General features: G+C 67.1%; 13 protein-coding genes. 6 read left to right on the top strand and 7 right to left on the bottom strand.

The genetic code is table 11. The annotated features are described in order from the left end of the window. Nucleotides 1-70 precede the first annotated feature (70 nt). From AC1RT8_RS11860 to AC1RT8_RS11840, 5 genes are read right to left on the bottom strand one after another with little or no spacing between them, the layout of a single operon-like run. Entirely contained in the window at nt 71-2206 is a 2136-nt protein-coding gene (locus AC1RT8_RS11860) for a beta-galactosidase (RefSeq protein ID WP_493075850.1), read from the bottom strand. Beyond that, nucleotides 2203-3732, bottom strand: a complete 1530-nt coding sequence (locus tag AC1RT8_RS11855; RefSeq protein WP_493075849.1) for a tryptophan halogenase family protein — start codon at nt 3730-3732, stop codon at nt 2203-2205. The genes AC1RT8_RS11860 and AC1RT8_RS11855 overlap by 4 nt, the downstream gene beginning before the upstream one ends. Further along, a complete protein-coding gene (locus tag AC1RT8_RS11850) occupies nt 3729-6188 on the bottom strand; it encodes a hypothetical protein (RefSeq protein WP_493075848.1) in 2460 nt (819 codons plus the stop codon). Before AC1RT8_RS11850 ends, AC1RT8_RS11855 begins: the two co-directional genes overlap by 4 nt. A gap of 59 nt (nt 6189-6247) precedes the next feature. Next, nucleotides 6248-7057: a FadR/GntR family transcriptional regulator gene (locus AC1RT8_RS11845; protein WP_493075847.1), complete on the bottom strand. Its 810-nt coding sequence runs from the start codon at nt 7055-7057 to the stop codon at nt 6248-6250. Beyond that, a complete protein-coding gene (locus tag AC1RT8_RS11840) occupies nt 7041-7787 on the bottom strand; it encodes an SDR family oxidoreductase (RefSeq protein ID WP_493075846.1) in 747 nt (248 codons plus the stop codon). Before AC1RT8_RS11840 ends, AC1RT8_RS11845 begins: the two co-directional genes overlap by 17 nt. A gap of 91 nt (nt 7788-7878) precedes the next feature. On the opposite strand from AC1RT8_RS11840, the gene AC1RT8_RS11835 reads away from it, so the two are divergent. From AC1RT8_RS11835 to AC1RT8_RS11810, 6 genes are read left to right on the top strand one after another with little or no spacing between them, the layout of a single operon-like run. Then, complete coding sequence (locus AC1RT8_RS11835; RefSeq protein WP_493075845.1) at nt 7879-8760, top strand: SMP-30/gluconolactonase/LRE family protein; 882 nt, start codon at nt 7879-7881, stop codon at nt 8758-8760. Between the two features lie 20 nt (nt 8761-8780). Beyond that, a complete protein-coding gene (locus AC1RT8_RS11830; protein ID WP_493075844.1) occupies nt 8781-10859 on the top strand; it encodes a LamG domain-containing protein in 2079 nt (692 codons plus the stop codon). Beyond that, nucleotides 10856-12376 carry a tryptophan halogenase family protein gene (locus AC1RT8_RS11825; protein WP_493075843.1) on the top strand — a complete coding sequence of 507 codons (1521 nt, stop codon included), beginning with the start codon at nt 10856-10858 and terminating at the stop codon, nt 12374-12376. Before AC1RT8_RS11830 ends, AC1RT8_RS11825 begins: the two co-directional genes overlap by 4 nt. After that, complete coding sequence (locus tag AC1RT8_RS11820; protein ID WP_493075842.1) at nt 12373-13728, top strand: tryptophan 7-halogenase; 1356 nt, start codon at nt 12373-12375, stop codon at nt 13726-13728. Before AC1RT8_RS11825 ends, AC1RT8_RS11820 begins: the two co-directional genes overlap by 4 nt. Further along, a complete protein-coding gene (locus AC1RT8_RS11815) occupies nt 13725-15257 on the top strand; it encodes a tryptophan halogenase family protein (RefSeq protein WP_493075841.1) in 1533 nt (510 codons plus the stop codon). Before AC1RT8_RS11820 ends, AC1RT8_RS11815 begins: the two co-directional genes overlap by 4 nt. Next, complete coding sequence (locus AC1RT8_RS11810) at nt 15238-16275, top strand: cupin-like domain-containing protein (protein ID WP_493075840.1); 1038 nt, start codon at nt 15238-15240, stop codon at nt 16273-16275. Before AC1RT8_RS11815 ends, AC1RT8_RS11810 begins: the two co-directional genes overlap by 20 nt. A gap of 275 nt (nt 16276-16550) precedes the next feature. On the opposite strand, the gene AC1RT8_RS11805 is transcribed toward AC1RT8_RS11810, so the two are convergent. Together AC1RT8_RS11805 and AC1RT8_RS11800 are read right to left on the bottom strand one after the other, a co-directional pair. Further along, nucleotides 16551-17381, bottom strand: coding sequence for a sugar phosphate isomerase/epimerase family protein (locus tag AC1RT8_RS11805; protein ID WP_493075839.1), 831 nt, complete (start codon nt 17379-17381; stop codon nt 16551-16553). 2 nt (nt 17382-17383) lie between these two features. Then, entirely contained in the window at nt 17384-18223 is an 840-nt protein-coding gene (locus AC1RT8_RS11800; RefSeq protein ID WP_493075838.1) for a phytanoyl-CoA dioxygenase family protein, read from the bottom strand. Between the last annotated feature and the right edge of the window lie 17 nt (nt 18224-18240).

Raw genomic sequence — 18240 nt, 5'->3', positions numbered from 1 at the left:
CTGCGACAGTTATTACCAAACCTGTATTATAGTTCAATCGATATTTTACGTATAATGACACAAAGCTCTGCTAATGGGCGTGCGATGGCGCCGTTTCCCGAACGATGGCGACATCCCAGGGGCCGAGCGCAATCGTCTGGCCCGGCGCAACGGGCTTGCCGCCGATCAGCTCCGTCCCGGCCGCGTGGCGATAGGCGACGGATTCCGGACGTTGCGAGAAGTTGAGCAAGAACCGAATCCGCCGGCCGGCGCCGTCAACCGCTTCCCGCGTGCGAACCGCCTCCGGCCGCGCAGGCACCGCGGACACGCCGCTTTCGCGCAGCAGGTCGCGCACGACGCCGTATTGAAGGCCATCCGAGACAATGGTCCCTTCATAGGTCAGCGACCCTGCGCCGAACCGGTTGCGGGTGATGGCGGGCCAGCGCGCCAGCGCGGGATCATCGTACCAGGCGAGCGCCCGTGCCGTGCCGAGCGTGATGAACTCGGCCCAGATGCTGGCCTGATTGGCCTCGCCGGCCCCGAACGGGTCACCCTTCAGCGCGACCGGGCGGTCGAGCGTCGAGAATTCCTGATAGGTGAAGCCCGCGACATCGGCCAACGGCCCCGGTGCCATTTGCGCCCGCACGGCATTGTCCTGGTTGGCGAAGCCGCTCTTGAACGTCATCAGCGCGTGCCCGCCGCCACGCACATAGGACTCGATCCGGCGAAGCAGCCCCTCATCGGCGATATAGAGGCTGGGGATCAGCACCAGCCTGTAGCGCGTCAGGTCGAGCGCCGGATCGTCCGCCGACAGGAAATCGACACCGATATCGGCCTGATAGAGCGCACGGTGCATCTGGCGCAGCGTGGTCGCATAGCCGCTGGTCTGCTCGGGTTTCCAGTCGCCGCCGCCATCCTTCTGATACGGCATCAACGAGAGCGCGGTGGCGGAATCCGCGCTGTAGAGAATCGCCACCTGGTTTCGCACCTTCAGATTGGCGATCGCGGGCCCGAGCCGGGCAAGCTCAGCACCGGTGCGGCTGACCTCGGCATAGGCGCGCCCGGGCTGGAGATCGTGACCGAGCACGCCCTTCCAATATGTCTCCAGCCCGGCATGGAGCGACGCCCAATGCCAGTAGAGCAGCATGTTCGCGCCGCTCGCGACATTGGCGTAAAGGTCGAGCCGCAACTGCCCGTCAAGTGGCGGATATTGCCCTTGCGAATTCCACCCGATCGTCTGGGCGCTGGTTTCGGTCACGACATAATTCTGCCGCTTGAGCGAGCGCGCATAGTCGCCCGTCATGGCCTGCCACTGGCCGTCCATCCGGTCCTGCGCGGCGTGATAGACGTTGATGCCGACGACATCGAGCAGCGGCGCGATGGCGAATTCGTCGACATCGCCGCGCATCGCGCTCGAGAAATCGTGCAGCACGACCTGGTCCGGCCGGCGCAGCTTGCGCACCAGTGTCGCCTGCCAGGCGAGATAGCGGGTGACCCGTGATTTCTGGAAGCGGTTCCATTCGAGCTTGTAGCTCGGACTGACCGTGAAGTCCGGCCGGGGCATGTCGTCCCAGTCGTGGATCGCCTGGCCCCAGTAATTGAGGAGCCACGCCCGGTCGAGTGCCTCGGGCGTGCCGAATTTCGTCCTCAGATGGCCGACAAAGGCGCTGAAGATATCGTCGTTGGCCGCGCCGTTCGGGCCGGTCTCGTTGTCGAGCTGCCAGCCGATCACCGCAGGATTTTCGCGGTAACGTTCCACCAGTCGCGTGACGATCCGCTCCGCATATCGCCGGAACAGCGGGTCGTCGTAATTCATGTTCTGGCGCATGCCATAGCCGACCGCGCCGCCGCCCAGCGGCCTTGCCAGCAATTCGGGATGCGCCCGTGCGAGCCAGGGCGGGAGCGAATAGGTCGGCGTACCGAGGATCACCTTGATTCCCGCCGCACCGAACGCCGCCACCGCCCGGTCCATCCAGGCAAAATCGAACCTGCCATCGGCCGGCTCGAAGGTCCCCCAGCTCGACTCCCCCATGCGCACGACGCGGATCCCCGCCTGCCGCATCAGCGCGACGTCGGTCGCGATCCGATCGGGGCCCATATCGGCGGGCATATATTCGCTGTAATAGGAACTGCCGTAGAGGATCTGCGGGACGTCGGACGGCAACTCCGCATGCGCCGGCTGGATCAGCAGCAGCGCGGCCAGGCTTAATCCGAATGCCTTGCTCATGGCGGCGTCAGCAGATCCCGGTGTCCGGCCAGGAAATCGCCATGGCGCGGCATGATCGAGGCGACCCGCCGATTCACCGCGCGGACATCGGCCAGCCGTTCGAGCGTCTCGTCGTGCGAGAGTACGTCCAGTACGGGATGATAGCCGCGCGGCGCGACCCCCTGCCCCGCCATGACGGCGAACCAGCTCGTCTCGGTGAAAAGCTCGTCATTCTCCCGAATGATCCGGCCATTGGCGCCGAACAGGTCGAGCTTGCGGCGCAACCCTTCGGGGACCGGCAGGCCCTGGCAGTGGTGCCAGAAAGGCGTGTCGTCGCGCCTGGTCGCCTTGTAGTGGAGCACCAGGAAATCGCGGATGGTCTCATATTCCTGGATCGTCTGGCGGTTGTACGCTTCGATCTCGGCGGCCTCGAAGGCGCGTGTCGGGAAGAGTGTCATCAGCCGGGCGATGGCCGATTGCACCAGATGGATGCTGGTGGATTCGAGCGGTTCGAGAAACCCGCTGGCCAGGCCGATCGAGACGACATTGCCGATCCAGGGGCGGCGGCGATAGCCGCCGGTGAAGCGCAGCGGACGCGGTTCGGCGAGCGGTTCGCTGTCCAGATTGCCGAGCAGGGTCGCGATCGCCTCATCGTCCGACAGGAAGCGGCTGGAATAGACATAGCCGTTGCCGGTGCGGTGCTGGAGCGGGATGCGCCATTGCCAGCCCGCGGCGCGGGCGGTCGCCCGAGTATAGGGAATAGGCTCCTCGATGCGTGCCGAGGGTACCGCGACGGCGCGGTCGCACGGCAGCCAGTCGCTCCAATCCTCATAGCCCGAGCCCATCTCCTGCTCGATCAGCCGCCCGCGAAACCCCGAGCAGTCGATGAACAGGTCGCCTTCCACCGCATGACCGTTGGCGAGCCGAAGCGACTGCACCAAGCCGGATTCACCGTTGCGCACCACGTCAACGACCATGCCTTCGGTGCGCAGGACACCCTGCGGCTCGGCGACGCCGCGGAGGAAGCGGGCATAGAGCATCGCGTCGAACTGGAAGGCATAGGACAGGCGGCTGAGCGGCGACCGCGTCTGCGCCGGGATCGGCCGTACGAACCGTCCTTCACGCGCCGCGACCGCCGCGATCGAATAGGCGTCGAGCGGTGTCGCATCGCCGAGCAGCCTGCCCTTCAGCCAGAAATGCTGGAAATCGACCCCGAGCATCGGCAGCCCATAGGAGCCGAACGGGTGGAAATAGCGCTCACCCACGGCCGTCCAGTCGACGAACTCGATGCCCAGCTTGTAGGTCGCTTCGGTCGCACGGACAAAGGCGTCCTCGTCGAGTTCGAGCAAGGCATTGAAGTGCAGCAGCTGGGGGATGGTGGCCTCGCCGACCCCCACGGTCCCGATCTCGTCGGATTCAACCAGCTCGATCGCGACGCCGCTCGTGCCGAGGATCTTGGACAGCGCCGCCGCCGTCATCCAGCCCGCCGTGCCGCCACCGAGGATGACCACCTTGGACACACGCCCGCCAGGATTGACGCCCGTCATGCGAAAAGCGCCGCGTGATACGCGCCCCCTTCGGGCGGATCGGAGATCGGGCCCTGCGCGCCTTGCGCCTCGACGCGATATTCAAGCACGCCTGGCGCGGCGTCGAACGGGCCGAGCGTGACGCTATGAACGGCCCGCCCCTCATGAACAGCCGGCGAGCGCGACCACTCCGATTGCCCGAGCCCGCGATGCAGCAGCGCGATCGGTGTGCCTGGCGCGACGCCGGGGGCCACCACAAACAGGCGCAAGGTTTCGCCGGCGCGCAGGATCGACGGCCGGGTCGGCAGGAACAGGCGTGGCGTCGGCGCGGGCGGCGCCAGCGCGGCGGCATGGGCTCGCGCCGCTTCCTCGGGAAGCTCGCCGAGGAATTCCTCCAGCGAGAGCTTCAGGCGCTCGACGGCGATGCGCACCAGCTTGTTCTGCATCGAGGCGAGCTGGCCGAGATCGTTGCGCGTCGCGATCACCGCCTGGAAGTCGAGCACCGCCGCGCGGACCTGGGGCAGCAGCGCGAGCCAGAGTGGCACGCCCTCCGCTCGGACCAGCGCCTGCGCCCCGGGCATGTCGCCGGCCTTGCGCAGGGCGTCGGCGCGCACCAGCACCGCATCGAGCGCATGCGCATTCGTATAGGCGTCGCAATAGGGCACCATGAATTTGACGAAGCCGGCGAGGTAGCCGAGCCGCTCTCGCTCGAGCGCCGAGTCCGCAAGCCGGCTCAGCGCTTCTAACCGGGCCGCCGTCCGGCGCTGGCGCACCAGCATCGTCGGGTCTGGCGTGTTCTCGCGATATTTGAAGGCTTCCTGATAGTCGGCCGACAGCTCGGCATGCCCGGCATGGCCGTCGGGCGTCGTCTTGCCGGTGAAGGTGGAGGCGATGGCGCCGCCCGTGTCGCAGTCGAGCATGAGTTCGGCGAGCTTCGGCGCGCGCGCCGGTGCAGCCTGGGCACGGGCGAAGCGCGCATAATGGGTGCGCGTGGTGAGGGACGCATCCCAGCCCGCCCCGGCGAAATAGGTCGCGGTGGGATCGACGATCCGGTGCCGCCAATGAATGCCGAGCATGCCCTGGCACCCCAGCGACCGGGCGCGGCGCATATCCCGTTCGACGGTCGACGCGCGGAATTGCGGGAACCACATGGAGGGATCGTCTTCAAGCCATGGGATCGGCCAGCGCTCGCGGTCACCGAGCGTGCCGAAGGCGTCCGACACCGGATCCCATCCGAGCGTATCGCCCAGCGCCGAAAACACGATGTCGCCCGGAAGACTCCGGTGCAGATGCGCGAAGTGGCGGGCGAAGCCGCCCCAGCCAGCTACCACCAATCGCTTTTCGGGAGCATGTCGCCGCAGGAAGTCATGCGCCTGGAGAAAGGCCGTGGTCGAGATCGGCACGTCCTTCGCGCGGCTGTCCCAATTGGACGTCTCGTCCTCCCAGAGCCAGACATGGTCGACCATCGGATAGCGTTCGAGCAGGTCGGCGAGGCGGGCCTCCAGCAGCCGCCTGGCCGTCACGCTCTCGGCAAAGCCTGCCGGGTGAGTCCTCGCCTCGGGCGGCAGCGCATCGCCGATCGCCGCCGGAAGCTTGTAGGGCTCGAATCCGATGCCGGTGCGAATGCCGAGGTCGCGCGCGAAGGAGAGGCCGTCGCGCAGCAGCGTCGCGGTGCGGTCGGCGATCTCCCAATTGTCCGCGGCGAGGCGGGCCGCGTCCGACCCGAAGGTTTCCCGGTCGAACAGCGCCGCCGACCCCATGCCATAGGTCGAGGTGCGCTGCGGCAGATAGCCCCAGCCACGGGTCGCCGTCGTTTCCAGTTCCGCCTGCTGCCCGGCACCGGCGAAGCGCACCGACAGATAGGCTTCGGTCGGCTGCAGCGTATCGGTGTAGACATGCATGCCGAACAGGTTGAGCCGCATGCGCAGCATCGCCGCGAAATAGGCGCGGAAATCCTCCTGGTTGAACACGCTGATGCAATTGAGGAAGTCGGGCCAGGGCAGCAGGCCCCGTGTGGCGAAGGCAGGTGCGGCGCGCCAGGGCCGGCCGGTTTCGGGAAGGGTCCAGCCTTTGACGCCCTCCGGCGGGACCGTCGTGCCGTCGAGGCCGAACACAGCGCCCTGCCGCTCGAGCAGGTCGAATACCGCGTGAAGCAATGCCTGTTCGCTTGCCGCCCGAAATATTATCGTCTCGCCGGTCCGTGCGATCTCATATTTCTCGCCACCCAGCGCCGGGGCGATCGACAGGATGAATGCCAGGCCCGAGCCTCCATCCGGCGTTTCCACAACGTCGCCGGCCAGGCCAAGGGCGACGACACCGCTGCGCAGCTCCCGCACGGCCAGGCGAGTCTTCGCCGTGTCGGCACAGTCGCGCCGAACGCGAACGGTACCGGTTCGGCCGGCCGCGCGCGCGGGATGGGCCAGCGCGACGAACCCCGCGGCGGTGCCGCCTTTGATCAGCGTTCGCCTGTCGATCATATACCTCCCCTATATTGTGGAGGTACCTGTATTAAAGGTTTGGCCGAATCGCAATACAGCTAGGTAACGCCAGCACCTGCCAGCACCCGCACCGTATCGTCGAAATGAGCGGACATCGCGTTGCGCGCTGCCACGATATCCTGTTTCACAATGGCCTCGGCGATTGCCTCATGCTCAGCGATCATCGATTCGCGCTCCTCGTGGACACGATTCTTCCAACCCAGCGGCCAGGTTTGCCGGGTGACCGGCGCGAAAGCCTTGATCATGATCGAAAAGAGCGGATTCTGACTGGCGTCGGCGATCGCGGCGTGGAGCGCGATATCGTGCTGCCAGATATCGTCCGGGCGGTCGAACGCCGTGCGCATCGCGCGCGCATGACCGAGAATTGTTTCGGCCTCTTCATCGGAACGGCGCAGCGCGGCAAGGGCAGCGGCCCGCACCTCGAGGCTGCGCCGCACGTCGAGCACCTGCTGTACGGTGACATGGCGGGTATGGACCACATGGTCGAGCAGAAGCCCCACGACATTCTCGTCGGGTACCGAGACGCGCGCACCCCGGCCGTTGCCGACCTCGACGATGCCGAGCGCCGACAGGGACCGGTTTGCCTCCCGCATGACGATCCGCGATACGCCGAAACGCTTGGCGAGCGCGCTTTCGGCAGGCAGGGGATCGCCTTGCCGAAGTCCGCCGGACTGAATGAGATCGATGACGGCATTGATCGTGCGCGCAACCATGCCGTCGCCGCGCCAGGGCGCTTCCTTTTCGAGCGGGGCATCGAAGTCCGCCATGATATTCTCCAAAGCCTTGATACAATATCGTCTTAGGCTCGCTGACAGATACTGACAACGTTGCTCACCATCCGGCGTCAACCTCTAGCACATGGCCGCTGATCATGCGCGCGCCATCGCCTGCCAGAAAGAGTACGGCCGACGCGATATCTTCCGGCTCGATACGCTCCTTGAGACACTGCCGCTCCATGACCCACGCGGCATAAGCCTCCGCGCGATCGCCGAAAACCCGTGCTTCAGCCTCCGACACCACCGCACCGGGCGAGACGGCGTTGACGCGGATTCCAAAAGGACCAAGCTCCCGCGCCAGGCCCTTGGTCAGGCCGAGCATGGCGCCCTTGGACGCGACATAGGGAACATAGCCGTCCCAGGCGCCGCTCAGCGTCACCGAGCAGAAATTGACGATCGATCCAGCGCCCTTCGCCTTCATCGCCGGGGCCACCGCCTGGGCGATCGCGAAGGCCGCGCCGACATTGACCCGCATCTGCTCTTCATATTCCGCCAGCGAGAATTGCTCGAAGGGGCGGTTCACGATCAATGCCGCATTGTTGATCAGCACGTCGATCCCGCCGAATTTTTCCGCGAGCGCCCCGACCACGGCACGCGAGGCCTCGAGATCGGCAAGGTCCTGCTCGACATAGTCGACGCTGCCCGGCCCGGCGCGATCGATTTCCGCGATGATGGGCCGCGCCTCGCCGGCCGGCGCTCGGTCGAGCAGCAACAGCCGTGCGCCCGCGCCGACGAACGCACATGCTTGAGCCCGCCCCAGCGAGCCCAGGCCGCCCGTCAGCAGCACTGTCCTGTCCTTCATTCGCTTTTCTCCCATTTGGCAGTTGGCGCCATTATTGACATTTCTGTATGATAGGTAACTAATGTTTTGAGACAATGACTAGGGAGGAAGCGTGGCCAGCATCGAACGGATTCATGCGGGCGGCGATTCGGTCGGAGAGAGTGCCCTGTGGTGCGACCGCACCGGCCGAGTCGTCTGGGTGGATATTGTCGGCCGGAAAATCAACGCTCTTACCCCGGCATCGGGGCAGTTTGAATCATGGGATACGCCGGATCTCGCCACCTCGATCGGACTGTGCGCCAATGGCGAGGCAGTGGTGGGCCTCAAGCGCGAGGTGGTGCTGTGGGACTGGCAGGGTGCCTTCCGTCCCCTCGCGACCCCGGAACCCGACCTTGCCGACAACCGCCTCAATGAGGGCAAGGTCGGGCCCGACGGCGCCTTCTGGGTCGGCACCATGCAGGACAATATCGGCCCGGACGGGGAGCCGGTGCCGATGACCCGATCAAGCGGCGCGATCTATCGCGTGTGGCCGGACGGACGGGTCGATGCGCTCACCCCCCGGGAGTTCGGCATCTGCAACACCATGGCATGGGGAGCGGAGGGCAGTTTTCGATGCGCCGACACCCTGGCCGACCAACTCTATCTCTATACGATGGACCGAGACGGCCTGGGCGAGCGCCGGCCCTTCCTTGCAGGCGGTGCGCCGGGACTTCCGGACGGATCGGCACTCGATCGCGAAGGAGGATTGTGGAACTGCCGGGTCGGTGGCGGCTGTGTGATGCGCGTCGGTCCGGACGGTCGTGTCGACCGGGTGATCGAGCTGCCCTGCGCGCAACCGACGAGCTGCGCTTTTGGCGGCCCCGGCCTCGCGACCCTGTTCGTGACCTCCGCCCGCTTCGGCCTGCCGGCCGACCGACGCGACAGCGCCGACGAGGGCGCGCTCTACGCACTCGACCTGGGCGTCTCGGGCACGCCCGAATTCCTGTTCGGCTAACCTTTACTCCGGGAATCTTCATGACCTTGCTCCTTCGTCTGCTCGGCGCCGCAGCGCTCGCACCCCTTGCGACCCAGGCCGCCGCGCAGAACGCGGTCGTCCGGCTCGCCTATGATCCGCAGGCATCGGCGCTGGTCGACGGCGTCAGCGGCGCTCGCGCCCGGATCGACGGCGCCTTCACCATCGCCGACTCTCCCCTCGGCCCTGCCGTCAGGCTCGACGGCGACACCGCGTCGATCTCGATGGCGCCGGTCGCGCGGCTCGTCGATGGGTCGAGCTGGAGTGTCAGCGCCTGGGTGAAGCTCGACGCCCTGCCCTGGAACGAGGCGCCGATCCTCGACCAGGCGGCACCGGGCGGAACGCTCTTCCTCGGGTTCGACGCCTATGGGCATCTGATCGCCCAGCGCCGCGACGCGAGCGGTGCCGCGCAAAGGATCGTCTCCGCGCGCGCGATCGGCCCGCGCGCCTGGACCCTGGTGTCGCTCAGCTTCGAGAAGGGCAGGATGCAGCTATGGATGAACGGCGAGCCGATCGCCGCCGCCGCGGCCGATGTGCCGGAGGCCGCGCCCGGTGGCAGCGACACGCCCCTGCTGATCGGCCGGACTCGGGCGCCGGCCCTGCCCTTTCCGAGCAACGCGATCCACCCGTTGCTGCCGGTCCGCTTCGGCCTCGAGGGCAGCATCGCGCGGCTGACCGTGTTCGACCGGGCGATGACCGTCCGCCAGGCGCGCGCGCTGCTCGGCGATGTCCCCGTTGCGCAGCGCGCGACCGCGCCGGCACCCGGCCTGCCACATTGGAGCGGCGGGCCTGGTCCGTTCGGCGCCTTCCATGCGACGCTGCGCTACGACCCCGCCTGGGACAGCCCGCGCCGCGTGGCCGATGGCAGCGACGTCGTCGTGCGCTTCGCCGACTCTCCAGTCCAGCTCGTCTTCTGGCAGGGCGCCAATTACATCCCGGCCTGGGTCACCGAGAACGGGCGCTGGTACAGCGACCAGTTCATGGAGATCTACGGCAAGCCGCGCTGCCCGGACGGTGAGGATTGCGAGCCGATGTCCGACCGGCATGTCCGCTATTCGCATGTCGAGATTCTGGAGAGCACGCCTGCGCGTGCGGTGGTGCATTGGCGCTATGCCCTGTCGGAGGTCGAGAACGACAAGCTCGCGGACGCCGCCGATCCGCACGACTGGGGCGCCTGGGCCGACGAATATTGGACGGTCTATCCCGATGCCGTCGCGGTGCGAAAGCAGATCCTGTGGACCGACCATCCCGAACGCGAGGCGAGCGAGTTCCAGGAATCGATCGTCGTGATCCCGGCGGGCGAGACGCCCGAGGACAATATCAACCTCGACGCCCTGACGCTCGCCAATCTGAAAGGCGAGACCAGAACCTATCAATGGCTGAAGCGCACCGCGACCGACTTCGCCAAACCGCGGGGCCCCGATCATTTCACCGGGCTGGACGATCCGATGATCCAGTGGATCAACCTCAAATCGACGTGGAAACCGTTCGAGGTCGCCGGCGCCGGACCGGCGAAGTTCGAAGGGATCAACTGGGAACCATCCATGTCGAGCTTCGAATGGTGGAACCACTGGCCGGTGGCGCAGGTCCGCTCCAGCGGACGCCCGGCGCTGACATCCGACCGGCCAAGCCACAGCTCGCTCTCGCATATCTATTGGCCGATCGCCGAGAAGGATAGCAAGCGCCTGGTACGGCACCTGCTGACAGGCCTGACCACACAGGGCGCCGCCGAGCTGGCGCCGCGCGCGCGCTCCTGGCTGACGGCGCCGGCCGCCAAGGTCGGGGACGGCGGAACGGCGCGCTATGATGCGGCACAACGCGCCTATGTGATCGAGCGCGGCGCGACCGCCGGGCCCGTCCGCATCGAGATCGCCGCCAGCACGCAGCAGCCGCTGGTCAACCCGGCGTTCGTAGTCGAGGGCTGGCAGGGCAATGCCCGGGTGACGATCGAGGGCGCGCGTCCGGGCGATGCAGCGGCGAAGACCGGGCTGGTCGAGACGCTACAGGGCCGCAGGCTGGTCGTGTTCGCGCCACTCCAGGCCGAGCAGAGTCTCGTCGTCACTCTTACCCCCGAGCCATGACGGCGGCCGAGGCCCGCGCATCCCCCCTTTCCGTCGTGATCGTCGGCGGCGGCACGGCGGGGTGGATGACGGCCACGGCGCTCGTACGCCTGGTCGGCAACTCGTGCACCGTACAGGTGGTCGAATCCGAGGAGATCGGGATCGTCGGCGTGGGCGAGGCGACCTTGCCGCATCTGCGCGGGTTCAACGCACGGCTCGGCATCGACGAAGCCGATTTCATGCTGGCGACCTCGGCGACCTTCAAGCTCGGCATCGAATTCGTCGACTGGACCCGGGCCGGAGACCGGTATCTCCATCCCTTTGCCCGGTTCGGGCGCGACGCGAACGGCGTTGGCTTCCACCATCTCTGGGCGCGCGCGTCGAATCGAGGCCTGGCGCCGGGTCCGCTCGACGCCTTCTGCCTCCCGGCGGCCATGGCGCGCGGCAATCGCTTCGCGCATCCGGCGCAGGACGACCGCCGGATCGAGGCGGGCTATGGCTATGCCTATCAGTTCGATGCGACGCGCTTCGCGCCCTATCTGCGCAGGATCGCCGAAGCTGCCGGCGCGGTACGCAGCGAAGGCCGGGTGGTCGATGTCGAACGCCATGAGAGCGGCGACGTCAGCGCGCTGATCCTTGCCGACGGCCGCAGGATCATAGGCGACCTGTTCATCGACTGCTCGGGGTTTCGGGCGCTGCTGCTCGACGGCGCGATGGGCGAACCCTTCGAGGACTGGAGCGCCTGGCTGCCCTGCGATCGTGCGGTCGCGCTGCCCTGCCGCACGACTCAGGCCCTCGCGCCCTATACCTCGGCCTATGCCATGGCGGCGGGATGGCGCTGGCGCATCCCGCTCCAGCACCGGACCGGCAACGGCTATGTCTTCGCCAGCGCCTTTATCGAGGAACAAGCCGCCGCCGACGCGCTGCTTGGCGCGATCGAGGGCGCGCCGCTGGCCGAGCCTCGCATCCTGCGTTTCAAGGCCGGGCGCCGCCGCCGCGCCTGGGTCGGCAATTGCATCGCGATCGGCCTGTCGGGCGGCTTTCTCGAGCCGCTCGAATCGACGAGCATCTATCTGATCCAGGCGGCGATCACCGCCCTGCTCGAGCTGTTTCCCGATGGAAGCAGCTCGTCGGTCGAGCGGGAGTCGTTCAATCGCACGATCGACCTGGAATATTCCCGGATCCGCGACTTCCTGATCCTCCATTATCACGCCACCGATCGCGCCGATTCCGCCTTCTGGGACTATGTCAGGACGATGCCGATCCCCGACAGCCTGGTCGAGCGCATCGCCCTGTTCCGAGCTCGGGGCCGGATCGAACCGCATGCGCAGGGCCTGTTCCTCGAGCCGAGCTGGCTTGCCGTGTTGATCGGCCAGGGCATCCTCCCGCGCGACCATGACGTCCGCGCGGATATGATGGCCGAGTCCGTTCTGGCCGAGGCGTTGCGGGAGATGCGCGAGCGGATCGCCGCGACGAGCGATGGGATGACGGCGCACGGTGACTATGTCGCGGGCTATTGCCCGGCAGGTCCGGCATGACCGGGCGGCTGCACCATGTGGCGGTGGCCGGCGGCGGCCTGGCTGCCGCGATGGCGGCGGTCGCGCTGGCGCGGCGCCTCCCTGGGCTCAAGGTCAGCTGGATCGACACCGGCCGGACACAGGATGCCGTGGAGGATCTGGCCGGCGCGGGGCGGCCGTCGCTCGGTGCTTATCATCGCGCCATCGGCCTGGACGACCGCGACATCCTGCACCGCATGGCGAGCGGCGTCCGGTTCGGGACCATCGTCGAGGGGCTGGGCACTGAGACTTTTTTGCGGACTCATTGCCCGTTGCCGCAGGGCAGTGCGGGAGTGTCGATCCACCATCTGTGGGTATGCCTGCAAGAGGACGACGATGCCGAGGCTCCGGCCTGGAGCGCGATCGTCCGAGGCGGATGCGTCGACGGGACGCCCGCGCTTCAGCTCGATCTCGATGGCTATCGGGGAGCGCTTCGCGCGCTGAGCGAGCGCGCCGGCGTCGTCCGCATCGAGGCGGCTATTGGCGACATCACGCGCTCGGGCGACGGGGCGGTCATCGAAAAGGTGCGTCTGTCGAACGGCCTGGACCTGACGGCCGACCTTTATGTGGATGCGACCGGCGGGCAACGGTCCCTGATCGGCCGGTCTGGGGCGGGGTGGATCGACTGGTCGCCCTGCCTGCCGACGCGCCGGCTCGTCTGGGAACGCCGCGGCTCGACTACTCCGGCGGCACCGTTCGACCGGCTGGTCGTCCGGCCGGAGGGCTGGCACATCGAAACGCCGCTCGCCGGGACGACGATCCGGTTGACCGGACTGGCGCAGGACGCACCCCTCGACACCGAAGAACAGCAGCCGGATCAGGCTTGCGCGCTTGCGCTGGAACCTGGCCGACTCGCCGAGCCTTTCCGGGGCAATGTGGTCGCGATCGGCCTGGCGGCGGTCGCGCTCGACCCCATCGGGGCGACGGCGCTGCATCTGATCTGCCGGCAGATCGAACGGCTGATCGGGCATTGGCCGGGCGGCGATCTGAATCCCGCCGAGCTTGGTCTGTACAATCACCGCGCCGCATTGGACGCCGACCGCCTGCGTGATTTCGCGCAGCTCCACTACCTCGCCCCGGACCGCAGCGTCTCCGAGACGATGTCCGCCGCGCTCGCGGAAGACCTCGAGCTGTTCGCCGAGCGCGGGCGGCTCGTGCCGCGGGACGAAGACGGCATCGAGGCGGACGAATGGATCGGCCTGATGCTCGGGCTGGGTATCCGCCCGCGCCGGCGCGACGCGCTTGCCCGCGCCATACCGCTCGCGGTTGCGCGGCAGCGAATCGACGCTGCCGTCGAAACCGGACGGCGCTTCCCGATGGAGAATGCACGATGACAGGGCAGCGCCTCGACAGGATCGTCATCGTCGGCGGCGGCACCGCGGGATGGATGGCCGCGGCGGCGCTGGGACGCTTCATCGTTCCCGGCGGCACCGAAGTGGTGCTGGTCGAATCCGACGAGATCGGTACAATCGGCGTGGGCGAGGCAACGATCCCGCCGATCCAGAAGTTCAATCATTTGCTCGGCATCGGCGAGGCCGAGTTTCTGCGCGCGACTTCGGGCACGTTCAAGCTCGGCATCGAGTTCGTCGATTGGGGGCGGCCCGGGGATCGCTACATCCACCCCTTTGGGCGGTTCGGGCGCGACATCGCTGGAATCGACTTTCACCAGCTCTATCTTCGCGAACGGCAGCGTCGTCCGCTACCGCCGATCGACGCCTTCTCGATCGGCGCGCAGGCCGCGCTGGCCGGGCGGTTCACCCACCCCAGGGCCGACCCGTCCCAGCCGGCGCATGACATCGCCTATGCCTATCATTTCGACGCCACCCGCTATGCCCTGTTCCTGCGCGGCTTTGCCGAGCGGCAGGGTGTCGTGCGGCGCGAAGGCCGCGTGGTCGACGTCGCGCTGGATCCGCAATCGGGTTTCGTCGAGTCGATCCTGCTGGCGGACGGCACGCGCATCGGCGGCGATCTGTTCATCGATTGCTCGGGCTTTCGCGGCCTGCTGACCGAGCAGCAGCTCTCGACGGGCTTTGAGGACTGGTCGCACTGGCTGCCCTGTGACCGGGCGATTGCGGTGCCGAGCGAGAATCGCGGCGCCCCGCATCCCTTTACCCGTTCGACCGCCCGCGAGGCCGGCTGGCAGTGGCGCATTCCGCTCCAGCACCGCACCGGCAACGGCCATGTCTATGCATCCGCCTTTCTCGACGACGATCGGGCACAGGCAATCCTGCTCGCGAACCTTGAGGGCGCGGCGCTGGCCGAACCGCGGCCGCTGCGCTTCGCGACCGGGCGCCGACGACTCGCCTGGAACCGCAATGTCGTTGCGCTCGGGCTTGCGGCGGGCTTTGTCGAGCCGCTTGAATCGACCAGCATCCACCTGATCCAGCACGGCATATCGATGCTGCTCGCGCTGATGCCGGACAAGGATTTCGCCGCGGCCGAGCGCGACGAATATAATCGCCAGATGCGCGCGAGCTTCGAGGCGGTGCGCGATTTCATCATCCTGCACTACAAGCTGACCCAGCGCGACGACACACCCTTCTGGCGCTATTGCCGCAACATGAGCGTGCCCGAGACATTGGCGCAGCGCATGGACCTGTTCCTGCGCCGCGGCCGATACCTCAAGGGCGACAACGACCTGTTCACCCTGAACAGCTGGGTCGCGGTCATGCTCGGCCAGAATGGCTGGCCGTCGGGGTACGATCCGCTGACCGACGCGCTCGACCCCGACAAGGTGGGGCGCCAGATCGACCTGGCGCAGGCCGGCATCGCCGGTGCGGTGGCGGACATGCCGCTGCACATGGACGCGCTGCACCGGATGAACGCGACGGAGCCGCAACCCGATGACCTACCGGTTGCCTGAACCCGCCCCGATCCCGGTGTTCGAGGCGGTCGACCGGGTGCGCTTCGACGCCGAGATACGTCCGCTCGGGCGCCCCGCGGTGTTGCGCGGCGCGGCGCGGCACTGGCCCGCCGTGGCGCAGGCGCGGCAAAGCGACGAGGCCATCCTCAGCTACATTGCTGGTCTGGCCGTCGACGGGCCGATCGACGTGGTGGTCGCGCCGCCGGAGGTGGAGGGTCGCCTGTCGTACAAGCGCGATCTCGCCGGGCTCAACTTCCTGCGCGGCCGATCGAGTCTGGGCAATTTCCTCGACCGGCTGCTGCGGGACCGTGGCGTCGCGCGGCCCCATGCGATCGCCTTGCAATCCGCCGCGGTGCCGACGCTGTTGCCGGGCTTCATGGAGGCCAACCCGCTCGCGCTGCCGCCGGCGGTGGCGGTGCCGCGCATCTGGATCGGCAATGCGCTCTGCGTCGCGATCCATGCCGATCTCAGCGAGAACATCGCCGTCAACGTGGCCGGTCGGCGGCGATTCACGCTGTTCCCGCCTGAGGCGATGGACAAGCTCTATGTCGGGCCGGTCGAATTCACCCCGGCCGGGCCGCTCACCAGCCTGGTCGACCTGACCGCGCCCGACCTAGAACGTTTCCCGGCCTTTGCCGAGGCGATGGCGATGGCGTTGGTGGCGGAACTCGAACCGGGCGACGCGCTCTATCTGCCCTTCTATTGGTGGCACCATGTCCAGTCGCTCGACGCGGTGAACGTGCTGATCAACTATTGGTGGATCGATGCGTCCCGACAGAAGGTCGCCAACCCACTCGATGCGGCAATGCAGGCGATGCTGACCATGGCCCGGCTGCCGCCCGACCAGCGCCGCGTGTTCGAGGTCATGCTGCGCTATTATGTGCTGCAGGAAGGGCTGCCGCCCGCGGCCCATATTCCGGAACCGGCGCGCGGCGTGCTGGCCGAGACGGGCGGTGCGCGGCTCGCGGGGCTGCGTGGCCTGCCGGACGACGATCTAGGCGGCGTGCGTCGAATCTGATCCCCGCGGCAGCGCGTCCGATGGCTCAGATTTGACGCAACGCGATCTAGACGGACCCACTGGCGGAAGCGCGAAATTCCCTGTTCCTGGCCCAGGAACAGGGAAATAACAGGGAATTCGTTTCCGGATAACAGGGAAAAATTCCTCCGGAACAGGGAAATCCATTTCACCCGCGATGAGAAAGAGCGGAGCGCCCAAGGAGAGCGCCTTTCGATCCCACCCTGCCATGGTCGGCCGTCAGTTTGAATCGACGCAGGCCCCTGACTGTCGGTCCGTCATGACGCTGCCTCGTCCAGCCATCGCTCGGCAAGCCGCACGAGCAGCCGCGACTGCTCCCAGCGGTCCGAAACTTCGCGGCCGTCAAAGAGGCGCGCGTAGAAGACGCGGGACGACAGGAGCTCGGGCGCGAACGGGAATTCGGCGTCCGGCCCGTGACGGTCGAGGAAGCTACGGAAGACGGCGTCCGAGAATTGGCGGAAATGCTCGACGAACGGCAGCGCCAGCGCCTCCTCCAGCGTGCCGAGATCGACCTGGATCGCGCCCCCGTCGCCGATCCGTCCGTGCATGAAACCGACCCGGTCGATCACCGGCTGGATGAAGGCGAGCTTGTCGTCGAAATCGCCATAGGGAAATTCGAGGCCGGTATACCATTGCGAGAAATCCGCGTTGATGCGCAGCTCCGGGAAGCGCTCGACTAACTTTACGCTCCGCCAGGGATCCTGGAGCAAGGTCGCCCGGTGGGTTTCCACGAACAGCGGCAGGCGCTCGACCGATGCGGCATCTAGCACCGCCTCGATCAGCCGGTACGCCTCATCGTCCTCCTCGATGCCCCAGCCCAGATGGATCGTCAGGCATTCGAGCCCCGACGCGGCGCCCTGCGCGGCAAGGCGGGAAGCATCTTCGGGCAGGTTGACCCGGCCGCTGCCGCAGACGCGGAGCCCCTCCGCCCGGATCGACGCGAGCAGGCCGGCGTCAAGCGGCTCGATGAGCTGCACGCCGTCATAGCCTGCCGCCCGGATCGCCGCCGGCCATCCCCGGGGCGGCTCTGCGAGGCCATCGAGCGCGAGCCAGTTCATGAAGCTCGCGACGCGAGGTCCGTTCGCCATGCTCAGGCCGCCGTCAGGCCGCGTGCGCTCCGGTCGTCCGCATCGTCGAGCCAGGCGGCTTTCTCGTCGGCGGTGAAGCGCCGCTCGGCCGCCTCCAGGATCGCGCTGTCGGGAACCACATCGAGCGGCGTGTAGCGCGGGTGATGCGACTCCTTGTAGGGGTCGTTCGACTTCGCATTGTAGCAGCAGATCATCGACCAGCGCGAGTGTTCGGACAGGTTCTGATCCGAGCGATGCAGCATATTGGCATGGAAGAACAGGATATCGCCCGGCTCCATCTCGACATGGACGAGTTCGTAGCGCTCGAGGATCTCCACCATGCGCTCCATGTCGGCGCCGGCCTGGTCGCCCGACAGCTGGTGTTCGATCCGCCCCAGGCGGTGTGAGCCGCGGACCACCTGAAGGCAGCCATTCTCCCGCGTCGCGCGGTCGACCGCGATATAGGCGCTGGTCAGGTTCGGCTCGAGGACGCCGTTCTGGTACCAATAGCCATAATCCTGGTGCCAGGTCCAAGCACCGCCGACGCGCGCATCCTTCATGATCATCTTCGAATGATAATGATAGGGCTCGTCCTCCAGCAGCAGGGCGGCCGAGCCGACGATCGAGCGGCACCGCGCCACCATGCCGTAGATCGTGTCGGTGGGATGGTTCCAGAGCGACAGCCGGACGATGCCGCCTTCGCCGTCGTCCTTGCCATAGGATTTCTGGTCGAGCACCCGGTCCTCGCGCGCCGCGCGCGCGACCGCGCCGATTTCCTCCGGCGAGAGCATGCCCCGCACCAGCACATAGCCGTCCCGCCGATAGGCAGCGACGTCCTCAGCACCGACGATTCCCTTAGCCATTACGCACTCCTTTCGAT

Source organism: Sphingomonas sp. GW821-FHT10F11 (genome assembly GCF_058809095.1).
The sequence above is the reverse complement of the archived record's forward strand: the minus strand, read 5'-3'. Positions and strand labels throughout refer to the sequence as shown.